Annotated in this window: 18 protein-coding genes and 6 pseudogenes; 22 read left to right on the top strand and 2 right to left on the bottom strand. The window is 44.4% G+C overall.

Translation table 11 applies throughout. The features are described from left to right. Nucleotides 1–644: 644 nt before the first annotated feature. From R7Z41_RS20235 to R7Z41_RS20225, 3 pseudogenes are all read left to right on the top strand, one after another. A pseudogene (locus R7Z41_RS20235) lies at nt 645–1,280 on the top strand (exonuclease domain-containing protein); the annotation flags it as partial. Between the two features lie 67 nt (nt 1,281–1,347). Next, nucleotides 1,348–2,199: pseudogene (locus tag R7Z41_RS20230) on the top strand (IS5 family transposase); the annotation flags it as partial. A 103-nt stretch (nt 2,200–2,302) separates the two neighbouring features. Further along, nucleotides 2,303–3,342: pseudogene (locus R7Z41_RS20225) on the top strand (IS630 family transposase). 220 nt (nt 3,343–3,562) lie between these two features. Here R7Z41_RS20225 and R7Z41_RS20220 read toward each other — a convergent pair. Beyond that, nucleotides 3,563–4,363 (bottom strand): annotated as a pseudogene (locus R7Z41_RS20220) (IS110 family transposase); the annotation flags it as partial. A 278-nt stretch (nt 4,364–4,641) separates the two neighbouring features. Here R7Z41_RS20220 and R7Z41_RS20215 point away from each other — a divergent pair. From R7Z41_RS20215 to R7Z41_RS20125, 19 genes and pseudogenes are all read left to right on the top strand, one after another. Beyond that, nucleotides 4,642–4,857, top strand: a complete 216-nt coding sequence (locus tag R7Z41_RS20215; protein ID WP_262660506.1) for a Flp family type IVb pilin — start codon at nt 4,642–4,644, stop codon at nt 4,855–4,857. Next, entirely contained in the window at nt 4,835–5,287 is a 453-nt protein-coding gene (locus R7Z41_RS20210; RefSeq protein WP_262660505.1) for a prepilin peptidase, read from the top strand. Before R7Z41_RS20215 ends, R7Z41_RS20210 begins: the two co-directional genes overlap by 23 nt. A gap of 219 nt (nt 5,288–5,506) precedes the next feature. Next, on the top strand, nt 5,507–6,313 hold the full coding sequence (gene cpaB / locus R7Z41_RS20205; RefSeq protein WP_262660504.1) for a Flp pilus assembly protein CpaB: 807 nt from the start codon (nt 5,507–5,509) through the stop codon (nt 6,311–6,313). Between the two features lie 11 nt (nt 6,314–6,324). Continuing rightward, complete coding sequence (locus tag R7Z41_RS20200; RefSeq protein ID WP_262660503.1) at nt 6,325–7,653, top strand: type II and III secretion system protein family protein; 1,329 nt, start codon at nt 6,325–6,327, stop codon at nt 7,651–7,653. Next, nucleotides 7,650–8,180, top strand: coding sequence for a hypothetical protein (locus R7Z41_RS20195; protein ID WP_064377392.1), 531 nt, complete (start codon nt 7,650–7,652; stop codon nt 8,178–8,180). The genes R7Z41_RS20200 and R7Z41_RS20195 overlap by 4 nt, the downstream gene beginning before the upstream one ends. An 8-nt stretch (nt 8,181–8,188) precedes the next feature. Next, the gene (locus R7Z41_RS20190) at nt 8,189–9,439 is read left to right on the top strand and encodes a CpaE family protein (protein WP_064377395.1); all 1,251 of its coding nucleotides are present in this window, start codon (nt 8,189–8,191) and stop codon (nt 9,437–9,439) included. Further along, a complete protein-coding gene (locus R7Z41_RS20185) occupies nt 9,436–10,725 on the top strand; it encodes a CpaF family protein (protein WP_064377397.1) in 1,290 nt (429 codons plus the stop codon). Before R7Z41_RS20190 ends, R7Z41_RS20185 begins: the two co-directional genes overlap by 4 nt. Further along, entirely contained in the window at nt 10,722–11,642 is a 921-nt protein-coding gene (locus R7Z41_RS20180) for a type II secretion system F family protein (protein ID WP_064377399.1), read from the top strand. Before R7Z41_RS20185 ends, R7Z41_RS20180 begins: the two co-directional genes overlap by 4 nt. A gap of 67 nt (nt 11,643–11,709) precedes the next feature. Further along, complete coding sequence (locus R7Z41_RS20175; protein ID WP_411913141.1) at nt 11,710–12,540, top strand: type II secretion system F family protein; 831 nt, start codon at nt 11,710–11,712, stop codon at nt 12,538–12,540. Then, on the top strand, nt 12,533–13,429 hold the full coding sequence (locus R7Z41_RS20170) for a tetratricopeptide repeat protein (protein WP_222773072.1): 897 nt from the start codon (nt 12,533–12,535) through the stop codon (nt 13,427–13,429). Before R7Z41_RS20175 ends, R7Z41_RS20170 begins: the two co-directional genes overlap by 8 nt. After that, nucleotides 13,410–13,928, top strand: a complete 519-nt coding sequence (locus tag R7Z41_RS20165; RefSeq protein ID WP_222773074.1) for a TadE family protein — start codon at nt 13,410–13,412, stop codon at nt 13,926–13,928. The genes R7Z41_RS20170 and R7Z41_RS20165 overlap by 20 nt, the downstream gene beginning before the upstream one ends. Beyond that, the gene (tadF, locus tag R7Z41_RS20160) at nt 13,909–14,448 is read left to right on the top strand and encodes a tight adherence pilus pseudopilin TadF (protein ID WP_262652109.1); all 540 of its coding nucleotides are present in this window, start codon (nt 13,909–13,911) and stop codon (nt 14,446–14,448) included. Before R7Z41_RS20165 ends, tadF begins: the two co-directional genes overlap by 20 nt. 2 nt (nt 14,449–14,450) lie before the next feature. Beyond that, on the top strand, nt 14,451–15,740 hold the full coding sequence (locus R7Z41_RS20155; RefSeq protein ID WP_222746220.1) for a TadE/TadG family type IV pilus assembly protein: 1,290 nt from the start codon (nt 14,451–14,453) through the stop codon (nt 15,738–15,740). 367 nt (nt 15,741–16,107) lie between these two features. Further along, nucleotides 16,108–16,749 carry an OmpA family protein gene (locus R7Z41_RS20150; protein WP_064377408.1) on the top strand — a complete coding sequence of 214 codons (642 nt, stop codon included), beginning with the start codon at nt 16,108–16,110 and terminating at the stop codon, nt 16,747–16,749. A gap of 47 nt (nt 16,750–16,796) precedes the next feature. After that, complete coding sequence (locus R7Z41_RS20145; RefSeq protein ID WP_161939216.1) at nt 16,797–16,946, top strand: hypothetical protein; 150 nt, start codon at nt 16,797–16,799, stop codon at nt 16,944–16,946. 134 nt (nt 16,947–17,080) lie between these two features. Continuing rightward, nucleotides 17,081–18,273: pseudogene (locus R7Z41_RS20140) on the top strand (IS4 family transposase). A 126-nt stretch (nt 18,274–18,399) separates the two neighbouring features. Then, nucleotides 18,400–19,815 carry a DUF262 domain-containing protein gene (locus R7Z41_RS20135; protein WP_318136410.1) on the top strand — a complete coding sequence of 472 codons (1,416 nt, stop codon included), beginning with the start codon at nt 18,400–18,402 and terminating at the stop codon, nt 19,813–19,815. A 24-nt stretch (nt 19,816–19,839) separates the two neighbouring features. Further along, entirely contained in the window at nt 19,840–19,995 is a 156-nt protein-coding gene (locus tag R7Z41_RS20130; RefSeq protein ID WP_250154047.1) for a hypothetical protein, read from the top strand. A 15-nt stretch (nt 19,996–20,010) separates the two neighbouring features. Next, nucleotides 20,011–20,250 (top strand): BREX-1 system adenine-specific DNA-methyltransferase PglX, encoded by a 240-nt coding sequence (locus R7Z41_RS20125; RefSeq protein WP_250154048.1) that lies wholly within the window; start codon nt 20,011–20,013, stop codon nt 20,248–20,250. On the opposite strand, the pseudogene R7Z41_RS20120 reads toward R7Z41_RS20125, so the two are convergent. Beyond that, nucleotides 20,247–21,164: pseudogene (locus tag R7Z41_RS20120) on the bottom strand (IS5 family transposase). The gene R7Z41_RS20125 and the pseudogene R7Z41_RS20120 overlap by 4 nt on opposite strands. Between the last annotated feature and the right edge of the window lie 98 nt (nt 21,165–21,262).

Raw genomic sequence — 21,262 nt, 5'->3', positions numbered from 1 at the left:
AAAAATTATAATCAATACTGTTTGTTTATACAGTATCTAATGCTATGCTGATTTCTACAAGTAAAATTGTAGGTAAAATTGTAGTTGTTCGAGTAAGACGCTGTGTTGTCGGTGATTTATTTTTTGTGATGAAAAACTAGATGTGGGGGATCGCTCGCCCTCGTCAAAGCCTGCAAGGCTTGGACAATACTGCTTCTGCCTACTGCTCTTGTTTCTGTTACTGATCCTGTTACTGCTACTGGTTAACGCATGGGTTAGGTAACCGTCAGACAAGGCTTGTTGAACCCTTCGCAAAGGGTTTCAAAACAGTTAGTAAAATTCTGCTTCGTATTGAATTTACTGGCTTAAAGCGAAGTCAGGAGAATCATTAAAATGCTCAGTCGAACTCGGTTCAAGCCTTTTGCAACCGTTTGAAAAGGGGTTGGCTAAGCCATACGTAAAGGGTATCGGTAAGGGTTGCCTAAACGGTTTAGCTAAGACTTTCTGAAAGGCTTAGCCAAAGCCTTCATACATGGGTTCACCCAGTAGAAAGATTAAAAAAACGCTGAGGTATCCAAGGTGCATTTTGTACAAACGCGTTTATAAACGAACAGGGCACAGTGAAATAACCCAAAGCGAACAACAGAATTGAAGAGGAACCATCAATGACAAGAGCCCCTGCACCATTTCCGCTAGAGCGCCTCGCGGATATCCCAGAAAGACCAGAAGATTTTAGATTGCTGGAGCGCATTCCATTAACGCGTAAACCGCAGTCCTGGCCACTTGAACTTTCTGCTGTGGTCGGTGATGAACAGCCAATGGTGGTTCTCTACTATTTGGTTAAGGTGCTTTACAGCCCCTCTGCTAAGCGGATTGTGTCGATTGTTGATGTGATCAGTTTGTATGAAGATCCCGGCAAGCCAATCCCTGAGCTGATTACCGAGTTAACCGGTATCACCGATGACATGGTGCAACGCCAGCGCATTGATGATGCACTGGTTGCGAGTTGGTTATCCGATGATCCGCTGGTGGTCGCGCACAATGCACAGTTTGATCGTCCTTTCTTTGAAAAGCGGTTTGTCACATTAGGCCATCTATCTTGGGCCTGTTCAGCCAGTGGCATAGATTGGAAAGCATTGGGTTTTGAAAGTCGAAAGCTTGAGTACCTGCTGCTTCGCTTAGGTTGGTTTTATGAAGGACACCGAGCTGCAACCGATTGTTTGGCGATGGCTTGGTTGTTCCATTTGTTGCCCGAGTCCGTTGCAAACTTGTTGTCTGAAGCAGACAGGCGAACTGTGTTAGGGAAGGTGCGAATAAGTCCCTAATGTGAGATCATAGTGGTACAGTCCATCACAACGACCAACACCCATGAGCCAACAATTCACCTTTGCCGATAGTGAGTTTTCCAGCAAGCGCCGCCAAACACGTAAAGAGATTTTTTTATCCCGGATGGACAACCTGTTGCCGTGGTCTCAACTGCTCGAAGTGATTGAACCCTTTTACCCAAAAGCCGGCAACGGCCGCCGCCCGTATCCACTTGAGACAATGTTCCGCATTCATTGTATGCAGCAATGGTACAGTCTTGGTGACGAAGCGACCGAAGATGCGTTATACGAAATTGCTTCAATGCGTCAGTTTGCACGATTATCACTGGATAAAGCGCTCCCAGACTGCACCATCATCATGAACTTCCGGCATTTACTCGAAAAACACCAACTGGCACGCAAGCTGTTCAAAACAGTCAATCAATGGCTGTCTGACTGCAGCGTGATGATGACACAGGGCACCTTGGTGGATGCCACGATTATCGAAGCCCCAAGTTCCACCAAGAACAAAGACAAACAACGTGACCCAGATATGCATCAGACCAAGAAAGGCAATGAATGGCACTTCGGCATGAAAGCCCATATTGGCGTTGATGCCAACAGCGGTCTCACCCATACGCTAGTCACTACTGCCGCCAACGAACATGGCCTAAACCCATTGAATAAGTTGCTGCACGGTGAAGAGGAATTCGTTTCCGGCGATGCCGGTTATCAGGGCGCACAGAAACGGGAAGAGCTGGAAGACGCTGATGTGGAATGGTTAATCGCCGAGCGCCCCAGCAAAATTCGCGCATTGAAAAAGCATCCCCGTAAGAACAAAACTGTCATCAGGATTGAATACCTGAAAGCCAGTATCCGTGCAAAAGTGGAACACCCATTTCGCATCATCAAGTGCTAGTTCGGGTTCATCAAAACGCGTTATAAGGGACTGATGAAAAATGACTCACAGTTATACCCGTGATCATTGAAGGTGCTTGATTTTTCCTTAAAGCAGGATCATGCTACGAACCATGAAAATTACACTGACTCCACAACAGAAACTGCAACTCGAACAAATGCACGACATTGAACGTGATAGTCGAGTTTGCGACCGCATCAAAGCAGTTTTACTTGCCTCTGAAGGTTGGAGTCAGATGATGATTTCTCAAGCTCTTCGTATTCACGAATCGACCGTCGCTCGTCATCTCAGTGATTATGTTCTCTCTGAAAAACTCAAGCCTGAAAATGGCGGTAGTCAAAGCCGACTTTCTGCTGGGCAAACCGTGCAGCTTATCGAACATCTGGCTGAAAACACGTACTTTCATATCCATCAAATTGTCGCTTATGTACAAGCAGAGTTTGGTATCCGTTATACCGTTGCTGGAATGAACAAGTGGTTACATCATCACGGTTTCTCATATAAGAAGCCGAAAGGTGTACCGCACAAGTTTAATCCAGAGATGCAGCAAGCCTTTATCGAATACTATAACGAGACGCTAAAAAGCAGCGAAGACCCAGTGCTGTTCATGGATGCCGTTCATCCTACGCAGTCAAAAAACTCAGTTATGGCTGGATACGAAAAGGCCAAGGCAAAGTGATTGAGACAACAGGCAGTCAAACTCGTCTTAATATTATCGGTGCGTTACCGCTTCAAAATATTGGCGCAACGGTGACAGAAACGTATGAGACGATAAACAGCGAGAGCATCGTTCGCTTCTTCTGGAAGCTCAAAAAGGAGCATTACCCGTTGGAGCAAAAAGTTCACCTAGTTCTTGATGGCGCCGCCTATCATCAGTCAGAGCTGGTGAGAAATGCGGCAAAAGTGCTCAATATTGAGCTTCATTACTTACCACCTTACAGTCCAAATTTAAATCCAATCGAGCGGCTTTGGAAAGTGATGAATGAACATGTGAGGAACAATATTTACTTCTCCTCCAAGCCAGAATTTACTTCAGCCATCAAAGAGTTTTTCGATGTAACGCTACCAGAAGTTGCAGGCTCATTGTCATCCAGAATTACGGATAACTTTCAGATATTGAAACCTGTATCTTCAAGTTGAATGGGTATAGCCATGTTATTCACGTTGGCAAACCTGTTTAAAGTAGACCAGATGTTGTGACGACAGCCAAGATCTGTCTGAAATCCGGGAATAGCCTGGAATAGGGCTAAAATCTGGCCTAAAACGCCCATTAATTGGCTTAAATTCGAAATTTAGCGTTTAAAATTTAGGCTGGTAAAGAGAAGGGCTTGATCAAGACCTAAATTGCAGGACTTATTCGCACCTTCCCTAGGCTACTTTTTCCACCCGAGCTATTTTGTTTGGGAACTAATCCACACCAAGCTGAGAATTGCCGACCATTTTGAAACTGTTTGCCAGAGCCTACTTCACTAATAATTGCAGCAGTCAAAATCGGACCAAAACCAGAGATATTCTTAACTGCCTCATACCTTGGATGTTGTTGGCTCAATCTGGTTATACTTTGAGTAACTTTATCAATTTCGTCGCTGATATTGATAAATTTACAGTACAGCGTTTGAAGTAAGCTTCTCATAACATGGGACAACTGATTCTCAGCATCTTCAATCGCTAACGGCAAATGACTCCGCAGTGATTTAATAGACAAAGGGAAAACCACTCCGTACTCAGCAGCAAGTCCTCTGATCTGATTAGCAAGCGCTGTTCTGTTTTCCACTAAACGTTTACGAACACTGCGTATAGCTTTGAGGTCTTGTTGCTCAACAGACTTAACGGGAACAAAATGAATATCGGGTCTTGAAAAGGCCTCGCAAATAGCTCTCGCATCGTTGGCATCGTTCTTTTGTCGCCCAACAAATGGTTTTACGTGCTGAGCTGGGATAAGAGCGACCCTATTGCCCAGCTCTTGAAATATTCTTCCCCAATGATGCGAAGTTGCGCATGATTCCATCGCAATAGCTGTTTGCTCTGGAAATTGACGTACTGTATCAAGAAGCTTGTCACGCTTTACCTTTCGGTTTGACAAGATTTGCCCATCAGCACTCAACACGCATACTTGAAAGAGGTTTTTGGCTATATCGATACCGACAACTTTAATAGACATGATGATTACTCCTGTTCTTACTGGTTGCACCATTAGTTTGGTACATCGGTGCTAGAAGGGAGATGCGTCCATCACATCAAAGCCGAGAGTAATGTAAATTCAGTGCAATATGCCTCATTTTTGAGATGATGCTAGTGAGTGTGTTGAGTTGAAAAACAAATTGTAATATTTACGATAGACATCAAGAGTTTTTTCGTTATGATAAAGACTGAAATCTGGGAAGTCTGGTTTGAGGTAAGACTTTTTCAAAAAATATTTAATTATGAAAAGGAAAAATCATGTTAACGAAAGTTTATGTAAAAACTCGTCTGCTGCTGGAATCGTTTGCCAAAGACCAACGCGGTGTAACAGCGATTGAATACGCAATTATTGGTGTAGCGATCTCTGCAATTGTGCTAGCAGTTTTCAATGGGGATAATGGACTAAAAACGGCTTTAACAACAGCCATTTCAAATATTACCACTAAAATCGGTGCGGCAAACGATATCAAATAGTCAATTGTTGTATATAGTAATTTTTTCGATATTGTTGCTGATATGTCTTAATGATTTTATGTATAGGACAATTAGTAATTTTTATCTTTCTATACTTACAATCGTGCTATTTCTAGGCTGGCTAGTCCAGCCTAATTGGCAAGTCTGGCCTTACACTTTGGCTATATTAATTATTGGTCTTCTGCTGTTTCGATTCGGTATTCTAGCGGCGGGCGATGCCAAGCTATTAGCCATACTAAGCTTAGGCATTGACCCTATTTATATGCCGTTAACCTTATTAGGCATCGTTTTCTTTGGCGGTGTAATGGCGATAGGATATTTGTTTTACGGCTTATTTACAGATTTAGCCAAAGTACGCCAACGCGGTATTCCTTATGGAGTGCCGATCTGTTTGGTCGGTGGCTTAGCCATTGTCGTTTCTGCGCTTTGATCGCCGTTGAGTTATTGCTTGAGAGGCGAGCAAAAAATGAAATTTTATAACTTTTACATAAAGTCTGAATAATTTTATATTCAATAACTTTGATATCCAATGGCAATTTAGTCACAACCTGCTTATCTGCAAAATCACCGCCATATTTTGCTTTGACTCATCAATGGCGATGTTTAGAGAAAGTCAAGATAAGCAATTTTTCTTACTTGGGACGGTGATATGAATTCCAAGCTTTTAATTGCATTAGCACTGATGGTTATTGGTATTGGCGGGTATGGATTGCTTACTCCTTCAACACCGATCGCTTCTGCGCCAATTGAAGAGGCCACATCTAACACGCCCATCAAGCAATATCAAGTGTGGCTGGCAAAACAGCCGCTACAAAAAGGCCAATTAGTCTCCCGTACTGATCTTGAGCTGCGACGTGTCGATGAGGATCAAGCGCTCAGTCTGGGGGTGAATCAAGATATTGAACTCACTTTTGTGGCCGATCTACGTATCGAGAGAGATTTGGCTGCTGGTGAAGTGGTTTGGCCCGAGTGGTTGATAACCCCTGAACAGCCAGCGTATTTGGATCTGATTTTAACCCCGAACCATGTGCCATTTGCCATTCAGGTTAATCCTCAATCGGTGATTGGTGGTGTAATTCGCCCTGGTATTTTGGTCGATATTCTTGCTCTTTCTTCTTTAAAGCAGAATCTGGCGACCGAAGAAACGGTGCGTAGTTTTGAAACCGTTTCGCTTACCCCAGTGCTAATGGGTGTCAAAGTGTTGCAAGTCAATCAACAGCCAACTAAATCTAGCTCTGGGCGTAACGAAGAGTTGACCAGCCAAGCCAATGTGATTGTTGAGCTAACCCGTAAGCAAGTTGCAACGTTAACCATCGCTCGCCATATTGCCCAGTTGGAGATCCATCTTTCGACTGGAAACAGTTTAGCCAGCGACCTTTCCGCCAACGCAGGCGATGTATTAACCGATTATAAAGCGATTCAGGAGTTTCGTGCTGGCAGCGCGACAACACGTTAAGGATAGAGAAAATGATACAGCGTTATGTGTATGGCGTATTCGCGGTTTTGCTCAGTGTGATTGCCCTGCCCGCCGCAGCGCAGCGGATCCTCAATTTAGCCGAAGGGGATGCGCAAACGTTACGTTTGGATAGAGAAATCCAATCGGTGTTTATTTCGGATCCGAAAGTCGCCGATTATCAGGTCATTGACCGTAAAACCGTGGTGATTTTCGGTAAACAAGTTGGTAATACCAGCCTGCTGGTCTTTGGCGAAAACAGTGAAACCCTAGCCAGTCGCCGTTTGGTCGTTAACACCAGCATGGTACATATCCAGCAACAAATTGCGATCAAATATCCGCACGCTGAAGTCTCGATTTACAATCTAGGTCAACAGGTGGTGCTCAGTGGTACCGTTGCAACTGAAAAAGAGCGCGATGAAATTAACCTACTGGTGGGTGAACTGCTCGGAAAATCCTCAACCGACACGGATGTAGAATGGAAAATTGGTGATAACAGTTACAAAATGGACTTTATGCAAAAACGCCGTTTTGAAGGGGTGGTCAACAACATTGAAGTCGCCAGTACTAAGCAAATCAATGTCAAACTATCGATAGCTGAAGTCTCGCAAACCTTTATGGAGAAGTTTGGTATTCAACTTGGCAGTATTGGTCAAAGCAGTGGCGTGTTTGTTAACCCATTAAGGCAATTTAGCAGCAGCGATATCATCACTTTAATCACGGCCATTGGCGATGATAACGTCGGGCAAGTACTTGCCGAGCCAAATCTGTCGGTGATTTCGGGTGAAACAGCCAGTTTCCTTGTCGGGGGGGAGTTACCCGTTGTAACCATCGTCGATGGCGGCACCAACGTTTTATATAAAGAGTTTGGTGTACGTTTAGAGATGATGGCCAAAGTGCAACGTGATGACAAAATCAGGCTGTCTTTAATGCCTGAAGTCAGTTCACTCGATACCCAATACGCCAATTCAACTTATAATTTACCTGCGCTAAAAACTCGCCGCGCTCGTACTACGGTTGAACTCGGTGATGGTCAAAGCTTTGTATTGGGCGGCTTGCTTAATAAAGAAGAAGCAGAATTGCTGCGTAAAATTCCTTTTATTGGCGATGTTCCTATTCTGGGCGCTCTGTTTCGTCATACCGAAACTACCCGCAATAAAACGGAACTGGTGATCATTGCGACGGTAAATTTGGTTCAGCCGATTGAGCCATTGAGTGTTCAACTGCCCACCATGCAGCGCAGCTCAACTTTGGAACGCTTCTTTGCATTGCCTAAAGAGCGTCCTGCCATCGAACAGCAGCTTAGCCAACAAATCCTGGCGACGGGAGGGTTTAAACAATGAAAAATCCAACTTTGAGTGTGCTTTTACTCAGTACTGCGCTAGTAGGTTGCAGCTCAGGTTTGCCAGACAAGCCCGGCCCGGCAATAGATGTCTACCCCGTGCACAGCAGTTTGTCTTTGCAAACCGATGCGAAACAAGTGACTCAAGCACAACACTCTTTGGAGCAATTTTTGGTTCAACAACATCACCAGCTGACAACGCAAAACAGTGTGCTGTATTGGAGTACCAAGGCTGGCGAACGCTTTGCACTAAAAGCGGAAAAACAGCTGTGCAAACTAGGCGTCGCCCCAGAAAGTGTTCGGGTAGAAAAAATGCCGGCAGGCTTTGGCCAACATTTCGATTTTAAAATTGAAATCGTCGCTCATCGTGTCGTCGTACCCTTGTGTGATGCGGTAAATATTAGCCAGTTTAGCCAAGAAAGTAATGGTTGCGTGAGCGAGTCGTTGCGTTGGCAATCTATGGTCAACCCACAAAAAATGTTAACAAACCATCCAATTGCATCTCCAGAGATGGCTGTAGGGGAATAGCGCTTATTATGTTTGATTTAGTCGATCGATTAAGTAAAAAACAGTCTAGCGAAGTGATTGAACAACAGAAGATCACGACAGTACTGTTTTATCAAACCAGTGAATGCCAAGAGTTGGTTATGGAAGCCTATCGCTTTGAAGGGGTAGTGCCGCCTGTCACTGTTAAAAATAGCGATGAAGCGATAGCGGAGCATGTTCGTCAATCCGATATCGAAATTGTGATTGTGGAACTCAATAACAGCCTCAATATCAGCCAAGACGCGGAACGAATCAGTCACCTACTGCCCAATCATGCTTCTGTGATCATTGTCGGCAGTGAAGATGCCATTTCGACCATTCGTAATTTAAAAAGCATGGGTTTTTACTACGTCTTTTGGCCTGTGACCAAGCAAGAGCTGATTGATTTTGTTAAGAGTGTCTACGATAACCGCCAACGCAATAGCCACCGCGGGCCAGGCCAGAAACGCAGAGCCAAGTACATCACGATACTCGGCAGTAAAGGTGGTGTAGGGACCAGTTTGATTACCTCCGAAGTGGCTCATCAACTCTCCAGTGTACGCAAAACCTCCTGTTTGATCGTTGAGCAGCATTTTCATGGCGGCAATTTAGACATTTTGCTTGGTATTCGCAAAATGGAAAAACGACGAATTCAGAAAGGCTCGCTCTCCTCTTCTCTCGACACTGCTTCCGCGAAGAGCATGGTCTATAAGCATAGCAACATGCTGTCGATTTTAGCCCTAACCTCAGAGCAGCTCGACAGCCTATCCCTACTTGATTACAGCAACGCTGTCGTTGATCAGTTATCGGAGGATGTGAATTTCATCCTTGAAGATCTCTCTGCTTCGGTTGGTTTCGCTATTGAAGCAGATAAGTTCGTTGCTCAGGCGGATGTAGTGGTAGTTGTCATTGAACCGACCGTCTCGTCCGTACGTGAAGCCGCTCGCTTAAAAGAGCGCATCAATAAATGCAACAGCAATCGCGCTCTACGTTTACTGACGGTGTTTAATCACACCTTGCCACTGAAGTTGCAATCTGCCACCAAACAAGATGCGGAAACGATTTTAAAACAAGCGATTGATATTGAAATTCCTTTTTGTGAAACCATCAATCGTACCGTTTTGGAAGATCAAAGAGTGGTGACTTCCAAGTTAAAGGCCGCGGAGCCATTGAAAAACCTTAGCGCCATGATCCTTGGCGAGACGATAAATAACACACCCAGTTTCTTCGCCTCCCTGAAGCAGAGGTTGTCGCGCTCATGATCGGTGCAAAAGCGATATATGTGGGCATTCGTAATCAAATTTTCGATGCTCTAGAGCCCGAAGCGATCGCGCAGATGACCAAAGAACAACTGGCTAAGCAGTTGGATGGTGCCGTAGGGCTATTGATTGATCGCGAACGGTTAAGCGTGCCTAAAATCATCCGCGCAGAGTTTGTCAAAAACTTAGTGGATGAACTGATAGGCTTGGGGCCTCTACAAACCTTGATGGATGATGACACCATCAGTGACATTATGATCAACGGTCATCATAACGTCTTTATTGAACGTGGCGGTTTGGTGGAAAAGGCACAGATCGACTTTATTGACGAACGCCAGTTACTTGATATCGCTAAGCGAATTGCCTCACGGGTCGGTCGACGCGTTGATGAATCCTCACCCACTTGTGATGCGCGTTTGCAAGATGGTAGCCGAGTTAACATTGTTATTCCGCCGATTGCCATTGATGGAACTGCCATTTCGATTCGTAAATTCAAAAAACAGAGTATCGACTTTACTAAGCTATGTGAATTTGGTGCCATGAGCCCCGAGATGGCGCAAGTGCTGATGGTGGCAGCAAGATGCCGTCTCAACATTTTGATTTCCGGCGGTACCGGTTCAGGTAAAACCACCATGCTCAACGCGTTATCACAATTCATTTCAGAAAATGAACGCATTATCACCATTGAAGATGCCGCCGAGCTGCGTTTACAACAGCCGCACGTTGTCCGTTTGGAAACACGTACCGCAGGAATAGAAAATACCGGGATGATTAATCAGCGTGATTTGGTGATCAACTCACTGCGAATGCGACCCGACCGAATCATTGTCGGTGAGTGTCGTGGTGCAGAAGCGTTTGAAATGTTACAAGCAATGAACACCGGTCACGATGGTTCGATGTCGACTCTGCATGCCAATACACCAAGAGACGCACTGGCTCGTGTTGAGTCGATGGTGATGATGGCAACGAGTAGCCTTCCTTTGGAAGCGATCCGCCGCACGATAGTCAGCGCTGTGGATCTGATTATTCAGATCAGTCGCCTGCACGATGGTAGCCGTAAAGTGATGAGCATCACCGAAGTGATTGGGCTAGAAGGTTCAAGCGTCGTATTGGAAGAAATTTTCCGCTTCCAACCCAATTTGCGCCAAAGTGAAGATGGTAAAGTCAATGGCAATTTTATTACCTCTGGCTTAATGCAGCGCTCGGTTCTGTATGAAAAAGCACGCTTTTTTGGATTGGAAGAGAAACTCGCTCAAGCCTTTCGTTCGTTAGAGGAGAAATCGGCATGATGTGGTTGCTGCTACTTATGATCGGCATCCTGTTGCTGCTTGTGGGTTTGCGGCAAAGGAAAAGTGCCCGATATGATTACCTTGCTGAGTTTGCTAAAACGGTGCATGTCGACTCCATGATTGCTGAGCACCAAGCAATTGATATGAAGTCACTCTCCGATCGCACATTAAAAGACCGCCTAGATCAGAGCTGGAGAAGCCTGAGCAAGCAGCTAGGGAAACTGGCGCTGTTAAAGGTGCTTGGTTTTATTGCCTTACTGATTTTTCTCGGCGTCGAGTTTAATCAGCGTTTTGTTCGTGGCTCTGATCTGATGGTCGTGGTCATTGTCGTGGTCGTAGGATTAACCTTTGCCTATTTTTGGCTTCAAAAGCGTGAACAAACTCAGTTTGAAGACAGTTTTCCTGATGCCTTAAATATGCTCAGCAGTGCCGTCTCATCGGGCGAAAGTATCACTCACGCGATCATGTATGTCGGTAATACACTCAATAGCGATGTCGGTAGAGAGTTTAAGATCATGGGCAAGCGTTTACAACTTGGTGAGTCGCCCGATGATGTGTTTCGTAAGGCTTGCCTGCGCTTTCCTTATCCTTCTTTTCATTTTTTTGTGATTACTTTACGCGCCAATATGCAGCGTGGCGGTCAGCTGAAAGAAGTGATTCTGCGCCTCAATCGCTTGTTATTTAATGCTCGATCGATTGAAAAAAAGAAATTTGCCTTGACCTCAGAAGCGCGAACGTCAGCCAAAATTGTTGCCGCTATTCCGTTTTTCTTCTTATTTATGCTGCAATACCTTAGCCCTGAAAATTACGAGTTTGTGATGTTTGATCCTGCCGGTCGCCCTATCCTTTACTACGTATTGATCAGCGAAGCAATTGGTATTGCGATTGTATGGGGGTTAATGAAGAGTGTTCGCTAATGTTTCTTTGACCTCAATTGGTCAAGTCGGTCCACTTTTTTCTATCGCCATACTCATGCTCGGTGTATTGCTGCTGCTTGCTTCGCTGCGCAAAGAGAAAAGAAAGCAATTTTGGAAAGATTATTATCTGCATCAAACCGCAGGGCAGACAACAGAAAAAGTCAGCTTACTTGAGCGACTATCGGCAACGCTTAATCGGCTCTTTTCCTCTGACAAGCATTTGCAGCAGAAAAAAATGCTAGCAGCGGGTTTTTATAATGCCAAGTTCGCCACCTATTTTATGCCGATCAAGTATTCGCTATTGCTGTTAGGCGCGGCGGGAATCTATTTTTTATCGTTAAAAGCCGTATGGTTGGCAGACAATCTACTGCTATTTATGGCGCTATGGTTGGTGATAAGTCTGATTTTACCTGATAGCTATTTGGCGATTCGGGCAAAAAACCTGAGCCATAAAATTTCCAATAAACTGCCGTATCTTCTGGATTTAATGGCGGTATGTGTGCAAACCGGTATGACGATTGAAGCCGCGATCAGTTATCTTGCCAAAGAGATGAAAGGGTTTGATAAAGACATCAGCTATTTATTGGTGAAAACCGATGATAGAGCACGTTTAGTCGGTTTAGAGACTGCGCTCGATGAGCTTTACGCTAGGGTGCCCTCAAATGAAATGCGTAGTTTCGTCATCACCTTAAAGCAAAGTTTGCAATATGGCAGCTCGATTTACAGTGTTTTGACCACCCTATCAGCGGATATTCGAGAGGTTCAGATGCTGCAGATCGAAGAAAAAATTGGCAAATTGGCGGCAAAAATGTCTATTCCTCTGATTGTCTTTATTATGGTGCCAATTGTGATTTTAATTGCTGCCCCTGGTGTAATGAGGATGATGATCAATGCCTAATAAAGTGTCGAGCAAAATAGCTAATGCCCTATGGCTACTCTGTGCCTTATCACTATCGGGCTGCAGTAGTTTATATCAAACGTCCAATAACGAAGGAAGCCAGGCGCAAAATCGTGACAAGCCGTTGGAGTTTGATCAGGAATCTTTATTGATCAAAACCAAGAATCAAGCGGGTTTAATTGAGTTGCATAAGGCTCAACTTCAGCAGCAAGAAAGCCCACAAACACGTTTAAAATTGGCTCAGGCTTATTTCGATGGTCACGATCCGGAATCCACGTTATTTGTGCTCACTCCTTTACTCAGTAGCAGCACAACTTTGCCGCGTGATGAACTTTATTTTCTTCAAGGTCGAGCAGAATATCAACTGGGGCAGATAGAACAGGCGCAACGTTCACTGTCAGCCGCTCTGCAAGTGAATCCGAGCAGTGCCAAGGCTTTAAATTCGATCAGCATCATCTATGCGCAGCAAGGGGAGTGGCGAAAAGCACGCGAAGGTTTTATTCGTGCCCGCGAGCTGATGTTTGATGATGTGACGGTCAAAAATAATTTGGCGCTGATTGATATATTGGAACAGGATTACCAAAGCGCTGCAGCGCGTTTGTTACCGATTTATCTCAATGGCCAAGCGGATGACATGGTCACCGCGAATTTAGCCTTGGTAATGGCCAAAATTGGCAGCTATGAGCATTTACGCTCTTTTTATGGTCAGCAATACAGCGATGAAGAACTATATCTGGCCTATCTTAACCTGCGTGAAGTGCAATTAATGAATCACACGCCAGTAAAGGCATCGGCTAATTCAAAAAGCCATCTGTTGAAGCCAAATAACAATAACACAAACGTTGTTATTCCCGTTGAGGAGACAAAAGATGTGTCGTTTGTTTTCTAAGCAATCGCCAGCGAGCGGATCAAAGCAATCGGGTGTTGCCACGATTGAATTTGTTGGTGGTTTCTTTGCCTTTTGGCTGATGTGTATGGCTTGGGTTGAGATGAGCTTTCTCTCTTATGTCTCGAGTTTGGGTGATTTAGCGATTGCCACCGCGGCAAGGGAAACAAAAAAAATCGATGGCGATGATTATGAAGCGCAGTTCAAGACGATTTTGCAACAGCAAAATAGCCTATGGCGCTATGTAGTGGACGCCAAAAACTTCAAAACTAGCATCCAATATGTCAAAAAATTAGACGATTTACACAATTACGAAAAGATTTGCCTGGGTGAGAACGGCGATGAGCTGAACTGCAGTGATGCAAAAGATATGGCGATTGCTGTCTATAGCATTAGTTATGATTACACGCCGATTTTTAATTTCTTTTTGAATGATAAAACGGTGTTTGCCCGTGAGGTGATGGTGATTCAGGAGTATCAGCGTGAAAAATTCACCCTCTAAGTTACAACAGGGCAATTTTACCGTCGAATTTGCTATCGTCGGCGTTTTTTTTGCCTTGCTGTTGGTTTTTAGCGCGGATGTGGTGGTCAAGCTTGCTTATAAAGGGAAATTAGAACGGCTTTCTTATTCTGCCGCCAGCATTATGAAAGAGCGCACAGAAATTTATGGTGCGGATCATTTTCCTTTTGAGCCAGAAAAGCAGATTGGTGCAGAAGCCACTCAATTGTATGACATTGTGCTGGCCTCGTTAAAAAGAACCTCAGGCAATTTCGATGCAGAGAAATTTGGTTTTCAAGTGCGTATGGTGCGAGAAAATAAAAACGTGCGTGCGCCTTTCACCCAAGGCATCAATTGCAATAACAGCCAGTCACTGCAACCGCTGGACTTCGTTACGACCTTTGGCCGACATGCCACCCTTTACGAAGTGACATTGTGTTATGAGACACCGAGTTGGTATGGCAATTTAATTGGCAAAGAATTCTCTCGCGTCAGCAGCCGCTCAATCAGCATGGGGAGATAAAGATGAAGCAATATTGTCGTTTACACCGTCAATCCGGACATGCCGCGATTCTTTTTGCGCTGTTTATTCCTTTGTTGTTTGGGGTATTCACTCTAGGTACCGATGGTGCTCGGGCAGTGCAAGATAAAGCGCGCCTATTAGAAGCGGTGGAAGTGACGAGCCTTGCTGTCGCGGGGCAAGGTTCCGATAATGCAGCACTGGCAAAAAACTATTTAGAGTACTATTTCCCCTCCGCGACGATTAATAATAATGACATTCAAATTAAAAAAATTAACTGTGAAGACAACGCCAATTGTAAAAACACTAATCGCCGATTTTTTGAATATCAAGTGTCAGCCAAAATTAGCCAGCCAACCTGGTTCCCCGGTAATGATGCTATTATTGGTTTCGGCGAGAATTATGCGGTGGGTGGTTATTCATCAGCAAGGAAATTTCATGCTGAAACGGTCGATGTGGTTTTGGTTGCAGATTTCTCTGGTTCTATGGCATGGCGTTGGGATAAAAACGGGCCACAAAATTCGGCTAATCCAGTACGTTATATTATGATGAAAGAGATCATTACTGAGATTGCCGATGAACTGGAAAAATTTAATAAAAAAATGGTTAAGAAAAATAAACTGTCAGTTGTTGGATTTGACTATTTTACGGTTGAAAAGCAACCCAATGGTTCTTTCAAACATTATGATCACATAATATGCTCTAATAAGAGATGTAATAGTTATTATCAACCAGGTAAGAATAGTGATGTTTCTAAAAACACAGTCGTTGACAACATCTTTAATTTGTCTCATATTTCCCATTCAGTTGAAAGGCTGACTACATATGGTGCTGCGTCTGGGGTTTCTACATTTTTTAATATTCCTCTTACTAATGATTTTGACTCTTTAAAAAAAGATGTCAATACATTTATTGTACAAGGAAGTTCTATCAGCGGGACTTCTTCTTATGCTGGTATTATTCGAGGTGCGCAACTTGCCATGGCAGGTGTAAACCCAAGACGATTAATTATCATTTTGTCAGATGGCGAAGATTCTTTTACCACGAATACTAATAATTTGATAGCGGCAGGTATGTGTACGAAAATATTGGAGACCTTGAATGCTCAAATTGTTGGTGGAGAGAAAGTCAAAGCTAGGATGGTAGCGGTTGGTTTTGCGTACGATATCACTACTTACCCGCAGATGAAAAACTGCGTTGGTGAAGAGAATGTTTTTTCGGCAAAAAACAGAGACGATATCAAAAACAAAATCCTTGAGTTGATCACCGAAGAAATAGGCCATTTAGCGCTATGAAACACATTACCCTATTTTTGCTAATCAGCGTATTCACCACGCCAAGCTGGGCAGACAATTTATTGCTCTTTATTAATAGTGATGATCAGCTGCAACAACAGTAAGTTAATGTATTTAATCATCTGCTGTTTGAAGAGAAAATTCGTGGTTACGAGACGGTTTACATTATTGATTTAGCTCAAGAGCAACGCCCATTTCGTTGTGAAGCAGAATATATTCACGATGACCAAGGCTTTTACAGTGCTAAGTACCTACCCACTCAAACCCCACAAGTCATGGTGGTTGGCCGCCAAGGTGTGCGCCAATCCTATCGATTAACGGATTTTCTCGGCCACTATTTGTCCCCTTCAGCAAAGGAGTTTCCATAATGAACACAACCAAACGTCAGCTATCGCTTGCTTTATCACTACTTTGCTTTGGGGCTGCTTCGGTCTATGCATCGCCCAACCAAGATCAAAGCGCGTTTCATCATTACTGCAACGGCATCGACCTAGAGTTTGAGCAGAAAGTGCAAATCGCACCGGGTCGGCGCGTTCTACTTAACCACTCGGCTTTTCCGCTTATTGAACAAAGCAGAGAGCACCATGCCAGTGCCACTTTTATCGAACAACAGATGATTGCTGCCGGAGTGCAAGGCAATTGTGCTGAATATCTTTTGAGCCACGCTAAATCTTGGCAAGGGGAATCAAAAGAAGCGTTGGCGCGCGTCTACTTCTCGTTTAACAGTGCCGAATTAACTTCAGCTTCACGCTATTTACTCAACCAGCTTTTGGCACGGCTAAGAACCAATAATACGCTGACGGTAGAAGGGCATACCGATGATGTTGGTAGTGAAGAGTACAACTTTGCCCTAGGGCTACGTCGTGCTGAAAGTGTGGAAGCTTACTTAAAGCAATATGCTCAAACACCTGTGCAATTACAAAGCGTTTCTTACGGTGAAAAGCGCCCCATCACCACGAATGCCAGTGAAACTGGCCGAGCACAAAACCGAAGAGTGGAAATTAAGTGATAACTTAAGATGAAATTTTATAAGTTGGCTTAAACTAAGGAAGATGCATGTTGAGTGAGTGGATCGCAAAATGGCTTGCGCTGCGCGTCGATGATGAACGTTACAAGGATTACTGCTTCTTAGTGATGGCGTTGGTGGCGTTGACTGTCACCAATTTGTTTTTCCTCTTGTACAACATCTTTGCTATTCCTGATTAAATGATGCGAAGTACTGATTAATCCCCTAATGATTTTATAAAAATCATTAGGTTAAGGTAGATACACATCTTGTCATATGATCAAATGGTTTCGCCAAAAATCAATAATCAGACAACAAGACGTGCGAACTCGATATTTTACACGACTCTCTTTACCAATTCTGCCCCGAATTACACTTAAAACGACTCAACAGCTTAACGTTGGCTTGTCACGCATTACTTGACTGTAAACTCTCACTCTTACCGAACTTGGCCGTAACCTGCCAACCAAAGCGAGAACAAAACATAACATCAAACGAATCGACCGATTGTTAGGTAATCGTCACCTCCACAAAGAGCGACTCGCTGTATACCGTTGGCATGCTAGCTTTATCTGCTCGGGCAATACGATGCCCATTGTACTTGTTGACCGGTCTGATATTCGTGAGCAAAAGCGGCTTATGGTATTGCGAGCTTCAGTCGCACTACACGGTCGTTCTGTTACTCTTTATGAGAAAGCGTTCCCGCTTTCAGAGCAGTGTTCAAAGAAAGCTCATGACCAATTTCTAGCCGACCTTGCAAGCATTCTACCAAGTAACACCACACCGCTCATTGTCAGTGATGCTGGCTTTAAAGTGCCATGGTATAAATCCGTTGAGAAGCTGGGTTGGTACTGGTTAAGTCGAGTAAGAGGAAAAGTACAATATGCAGACCTAGGAGCGGAAAACTGGAAACCTATCAGCAACTTACACGACATTTCACCAAGTCACTCAAAGACTTTAGGCGATAAGAGGCTGACCAAAAGCAATCCAATCTCATGCCAAATTCTATTGTATAAATCTCGCCCTAAAGGCCGAAAAAATCAGCGCTCGACACGGACTCATTGTCATCACCCGTCACCTAAAATCTACTCAGCGTCGGCAAAAGAGCCATGGGTTCTAGCAACTAACTTACCTGTTGAAATTCGAACACCTAAACAACTTGTTAATATCTATTCGAAGCTAATGCAGATTGAAGAGGCCTTCCGAGATTTGAAAAGTCCTGCCTACGGACTAGGCCTACGCCATAGCCGAACGAGCAGCTCAGAGCGTTTTGATATCATGCTGCTAATCGCCCTGATGCTTCAACTAACATGTTGGCTTGCGGGCGTTCATGCTCAGAAACAAGGTTGGGACAAGCACTTCCAGGCTAACACAGTCAGAAATCGAAACGCACTCTCAACAGTTCGCTTAGGCATGGAAGTTTTGCGGCATTCTGGCTACACAATAACAAGGGAAGACTTACTCGTGGCTGCAACCCTGCCTGCTCAAAATCTATTCAAACATGGTTACGCTTTGGGGAAATTATGAGGGGATCTCTCAGGGCTATGCTTTAGCGTGAAAAACTGCATCATGTGCTAATTGAAGAAGTGAGCCCGGATGCGTTTGAGCGACTAACACAGAGATTACCCGTTTGGGACCTTTCTATTCTGGAAGATAAAACCAGGGAACCGGGATAGCTATCAGTTTTATCAGTTCATGCAGCATTACCATGAGCGAGATAACTACCATTGTGAAAATGTCACTCAGTTACCGGAGCGCGAGTTCATTGCCGTCCTAGATGGACAGCAGCGGATTACTGCTTTGAATATCGGCTTACGCGGCTCATTTGCGTGGAAGCTGACAGGTAAATGGTGGAGTAATGATGACGCCTTCCCTGTGCGCAGGCTTCACTTAAATCTGTTAAGCCAGCCCGACTTAGAAACTGGGTCGATGTATGACTTTGAGTTCCTTACCGACGATAAAGCTTCTCTGGATGCTTCTGAACAATACAGGTTCCGTGTAGGCCGGATCATGGAAGAGGAAGAAGATGCACTTATCGGTGAAGTTGCTGATGATGCTAGGTTGAGTTCGGAGCAACGCAAAGAGGCTCGCTCAACTCTTCGTCACTTGTATCGAACCATCCATGACAAAGACAAGATTTCGTTTTACGAAGAAAGTGATCAGAGCCTAGAACGTGTTCTGAATATATTTATCCGCATGAATAGCGGCGGTACTACCTTGTCCTACTCAGACTTACTACTTTCAATAGCAGTAGCCCAGTGGAGCTCGTTAGATGCCCGTGAAGAAATTCATGCATTAGTGGATGAGATGAACCGTGTTGGTGATGGATTCAACGTATCAAAAGATCTCGTCTTAAAAGCAGGCTTAATGCTCTCTGACATCGGTAGCGTGGGCTTTAAGGTTGAGAACTTTAACAAGGAAAACATGGCGATTCTGGAAAAGAACTGGACGCCAATTCGTGATGCGTTATTGCTCTCAATGCAGTTGCTGGCAAGTTTTGGTTTTAATGCACAAAACCTCAGAGCAACAAGTGCCATCCTCCCGTTGGCGTATTACCTGCACCACCGAAAGTTAACGGCAAGCTACCTTTCCAGGGTTGAATATGCGGTCGATAGAGAATGTATCAGAAACTGGCTCATTAGGTCCTTGTTGAAAGCGTCAGGCATCTGGGGAAGTGGTTTGGACACCCTGCTTATTATGCTTCGCTCAGACATTAAACAATCGGGTGATACGGGGTTCCCGCTAGCGAAAACTGAAGCGACCATGCAACAGCGTGGTAAATCCTTGCGCTTTGACCCAGAGGAAATTAGTGAACTAGCGCAGTTGGATTATGGTAATCCGCGTACCTTTGCCTTGTTAACTTTGTTGTTCCCCGGATTCGATTTTTCACGACACTTTCATGTGGATCACATTTACCCTCAAGGTTTGTTTACGCGTAACAAGCTTGCAAAAGTTGGTGTCCCAGCTGAACAGCTAGATGAACTCATCGAGGCATCTAACAAGCTGCCAAACCTTCAACTGTTGGAAGAGACAATCAACAACCAGAAGCGGCAAAAAATGCCCCATTAATGGTATGCGTAGCAGTGGCCTGATGTGAATGCAAGACAAGCACATCTGCAATCGCAAGCCATAACATCATTACCTGAACAACTAAACCAGTTTATGGACTTTTACCGCGAGCGTCAGGAAACACTGCTTGCCCGCATTAGAACTGCATTACAACCCGCAAGCAGCGTAGAGACAGAATAAGAGGCGCAAGAACATATGAATACGAACAACATTAAAAAATACGCACCAAAAGCGCGCCGCGAATTTATGGATGCGGTAGCTAAACGATTAAATACCTTTGGTATCACCGCGAATAAAAAGGGCGAGCTACAAATTGCAGAAGCGAATCTACAAGGTTCTGTGCTTCAAATCGCCGGTAACAGTTTTGACGGTAAACTGGCTTTGTTGCGTAATTCAAATGGAAAGCGAAGATGTCCAAAATTGAGTAATTATTAAACATCACACTGAGTTTTGGGCATACCTAGCCCTGTAAGTTTGTTCAACGCTTTGATCATTGCGTAAGTCTCGCCAACCTGAGCGTTGTAATTTCTTAAGCTTAGCTTTCCACCTAACAACTGTTTCACTCGATGCATTGCTGTCTCTGATAGCGAGCGCTTATGATAGCCATACCGCTTTTTCCACTTCTTGTTCGAGCCGTAAAGTTTCTGACAACCTACCGCTAAATTGCGAGGATGTCCTTGTTCCCAGAAGGCTGCTCCTTCCCTTGGTGGGATGAGCGGAACCGCTCGCTTGATCCGTATTGCAATAGCAATGTCTTGTGTCATAAGCACCATCACCTGATATCTCAGTGATTTTACGACGAGTCTGCTTAAGTAGATTGGGAAGAACTTCAGCATCGGTGACGTTAGATAAACTCAGTTCTGCTGCGACTATTTCGTGGGTGCTGGTATCTACTGCTAAATGTAGCTTACGCCAGACTCTGCGCTTCCCATCAGTACCATGCTTTTTGACCTTCCATTCACCTTCGCCATAAACCTTGAGACCAGTGGCATCAATAGCCAGATGTTGTATCACGCCTCTGGTTTTGGTTTTAAATGAAACCTCAACTTCCTTAGCTCGACGGCTTATACAAGTGTAATGCGGACAAACAAGCGGTATGTTAGCCAGCTTAAATACGGAGTCTAGGAAACCTTGTAGCGCTCTCAATGGCATAGAGAAAATGCGTTTTACCATCAGTGCGGTAGTAATAGCTAGGTCACTGAATTGACGAGGCCTGCCTCGTTGTCCTGTTTGCTTTGCTGCCATTCAGCTATCGTTTCCTCATCAATCCAAAAGGTCAGGGAACCACGGTTTATTAAGGCTTGATTGTATTGCTTCCAGTTGGTTGTTTTGTAACGAGGTCTTGGCATGAGGCCACATGAAGTTATGGGTGTAGCCAATGGTATGGACACCCCTCACCCTTATCACACTGGATTAGCTACATTATATAAACATGGTTTATTCGTAG

It is taken from the genome of Vibrio sp. 1457, assembly GCF_033340195.1.
In the GTDB taxonomy this organism is placed as follows: Bacteria; Pseudomonadota; Gammaproteobacteria; order Enterobacterales; family Vibrionaceae; genus Vibrio; species Vibrio alginolyticus.
The sequence above is the reverse complement of the archived record's forward strand: the minus strand, read 5'-3'. Positions and strand labels throughout refer to the sequence as shown.

Coding starts and splice junctions, on each gene's coding strand:
- R7Z41_RS20180 (WP_064377399.1), top strand. CDS start 10,722: ATGATGTGGTTGCTGCTACTTATGATCGGCATCCTGTTGCTGCTTGTG.
- R7Z41_RS20165 (WP_222773074.1), top strand. CDS start 13,410: ATGTGTCGTTTGTTTTCTAAGCAATCGCCAGCGAGCGGATCAAAGCAA.
- R7Z41_RS20145 (WP_161939216.1), top strand. CDS start 16,797: ATGTTGAGTGAGTGGATCGCAAAATGGCTTGCGCTGCGCGTCGATGAT.
- R7Z41_RS20185 (WP_064377397.1), top strand. CDS start 9,436: ATGATCGGTGCAAAAGCGATATATGTGGGCATTCGTAATCAAATTTTC.
- R7Z41_RS20155 (WP_222746220.1), top strand. CDS start 14,451: ATGAAGCAATATTGTCGTTTACACCGTCAATCCGGACATGCCGCGATT.
- R7Z41_RS20200 (WP_262660503.1), top strand. CDS start 6,325: ATGATACAGCGTTATGTGTATGGCGTATTCGCGGTTTTGCTCAGTGTG.
- R7Z41_RS20170 (WP_222773072.1), top strand. CDS start 12,533: ATGCCTAATAAAGTGTCGAGCAAAATAGCTAATGCCCTATGGCTACTC.
- R7Z41_RS20125 (WP_250154048.1), top strand. CDS start 20,011: ATGAATACGAACAACATTAAAAAATACGCACCAAAAGCGCGCCGCGAA.
- R7Z41_RS20190 (WP_064377395.1), top strand. CDS start 8,189: ATGTTTGATTTAGTCGATCGATTAAGTAAAAAACAGTCTAGCGAAGTG.
- R7Z41_RS20150 (WP_064377408.1), top strand. CDS start 16,108: ATGAACACAACCAAACGTCAGCTATCGCTTGCTTTATCACTACTTTGC.
- R7Z41_RS20215 (WP_262660506.1), top strand. CDS start 4,642: ATGTTAACGAAAGTTTATGTAAAAACTCGTCTGCTGCTGGAATCGTTT.
- cpaB (WP_262660504.1), top strand. CDS start 5,507: ATGAATTCCAAGCTTTTAATTGCATTAGCACTGATGGTTATTGGTATT.
- R7Z41_RS20195 (WP_064377392.1), top strand. CDS start 7,650: ATGAAAAATCCAACTTTGAGTGTGCTTTTACTCAGTACTGCGCTAGTA.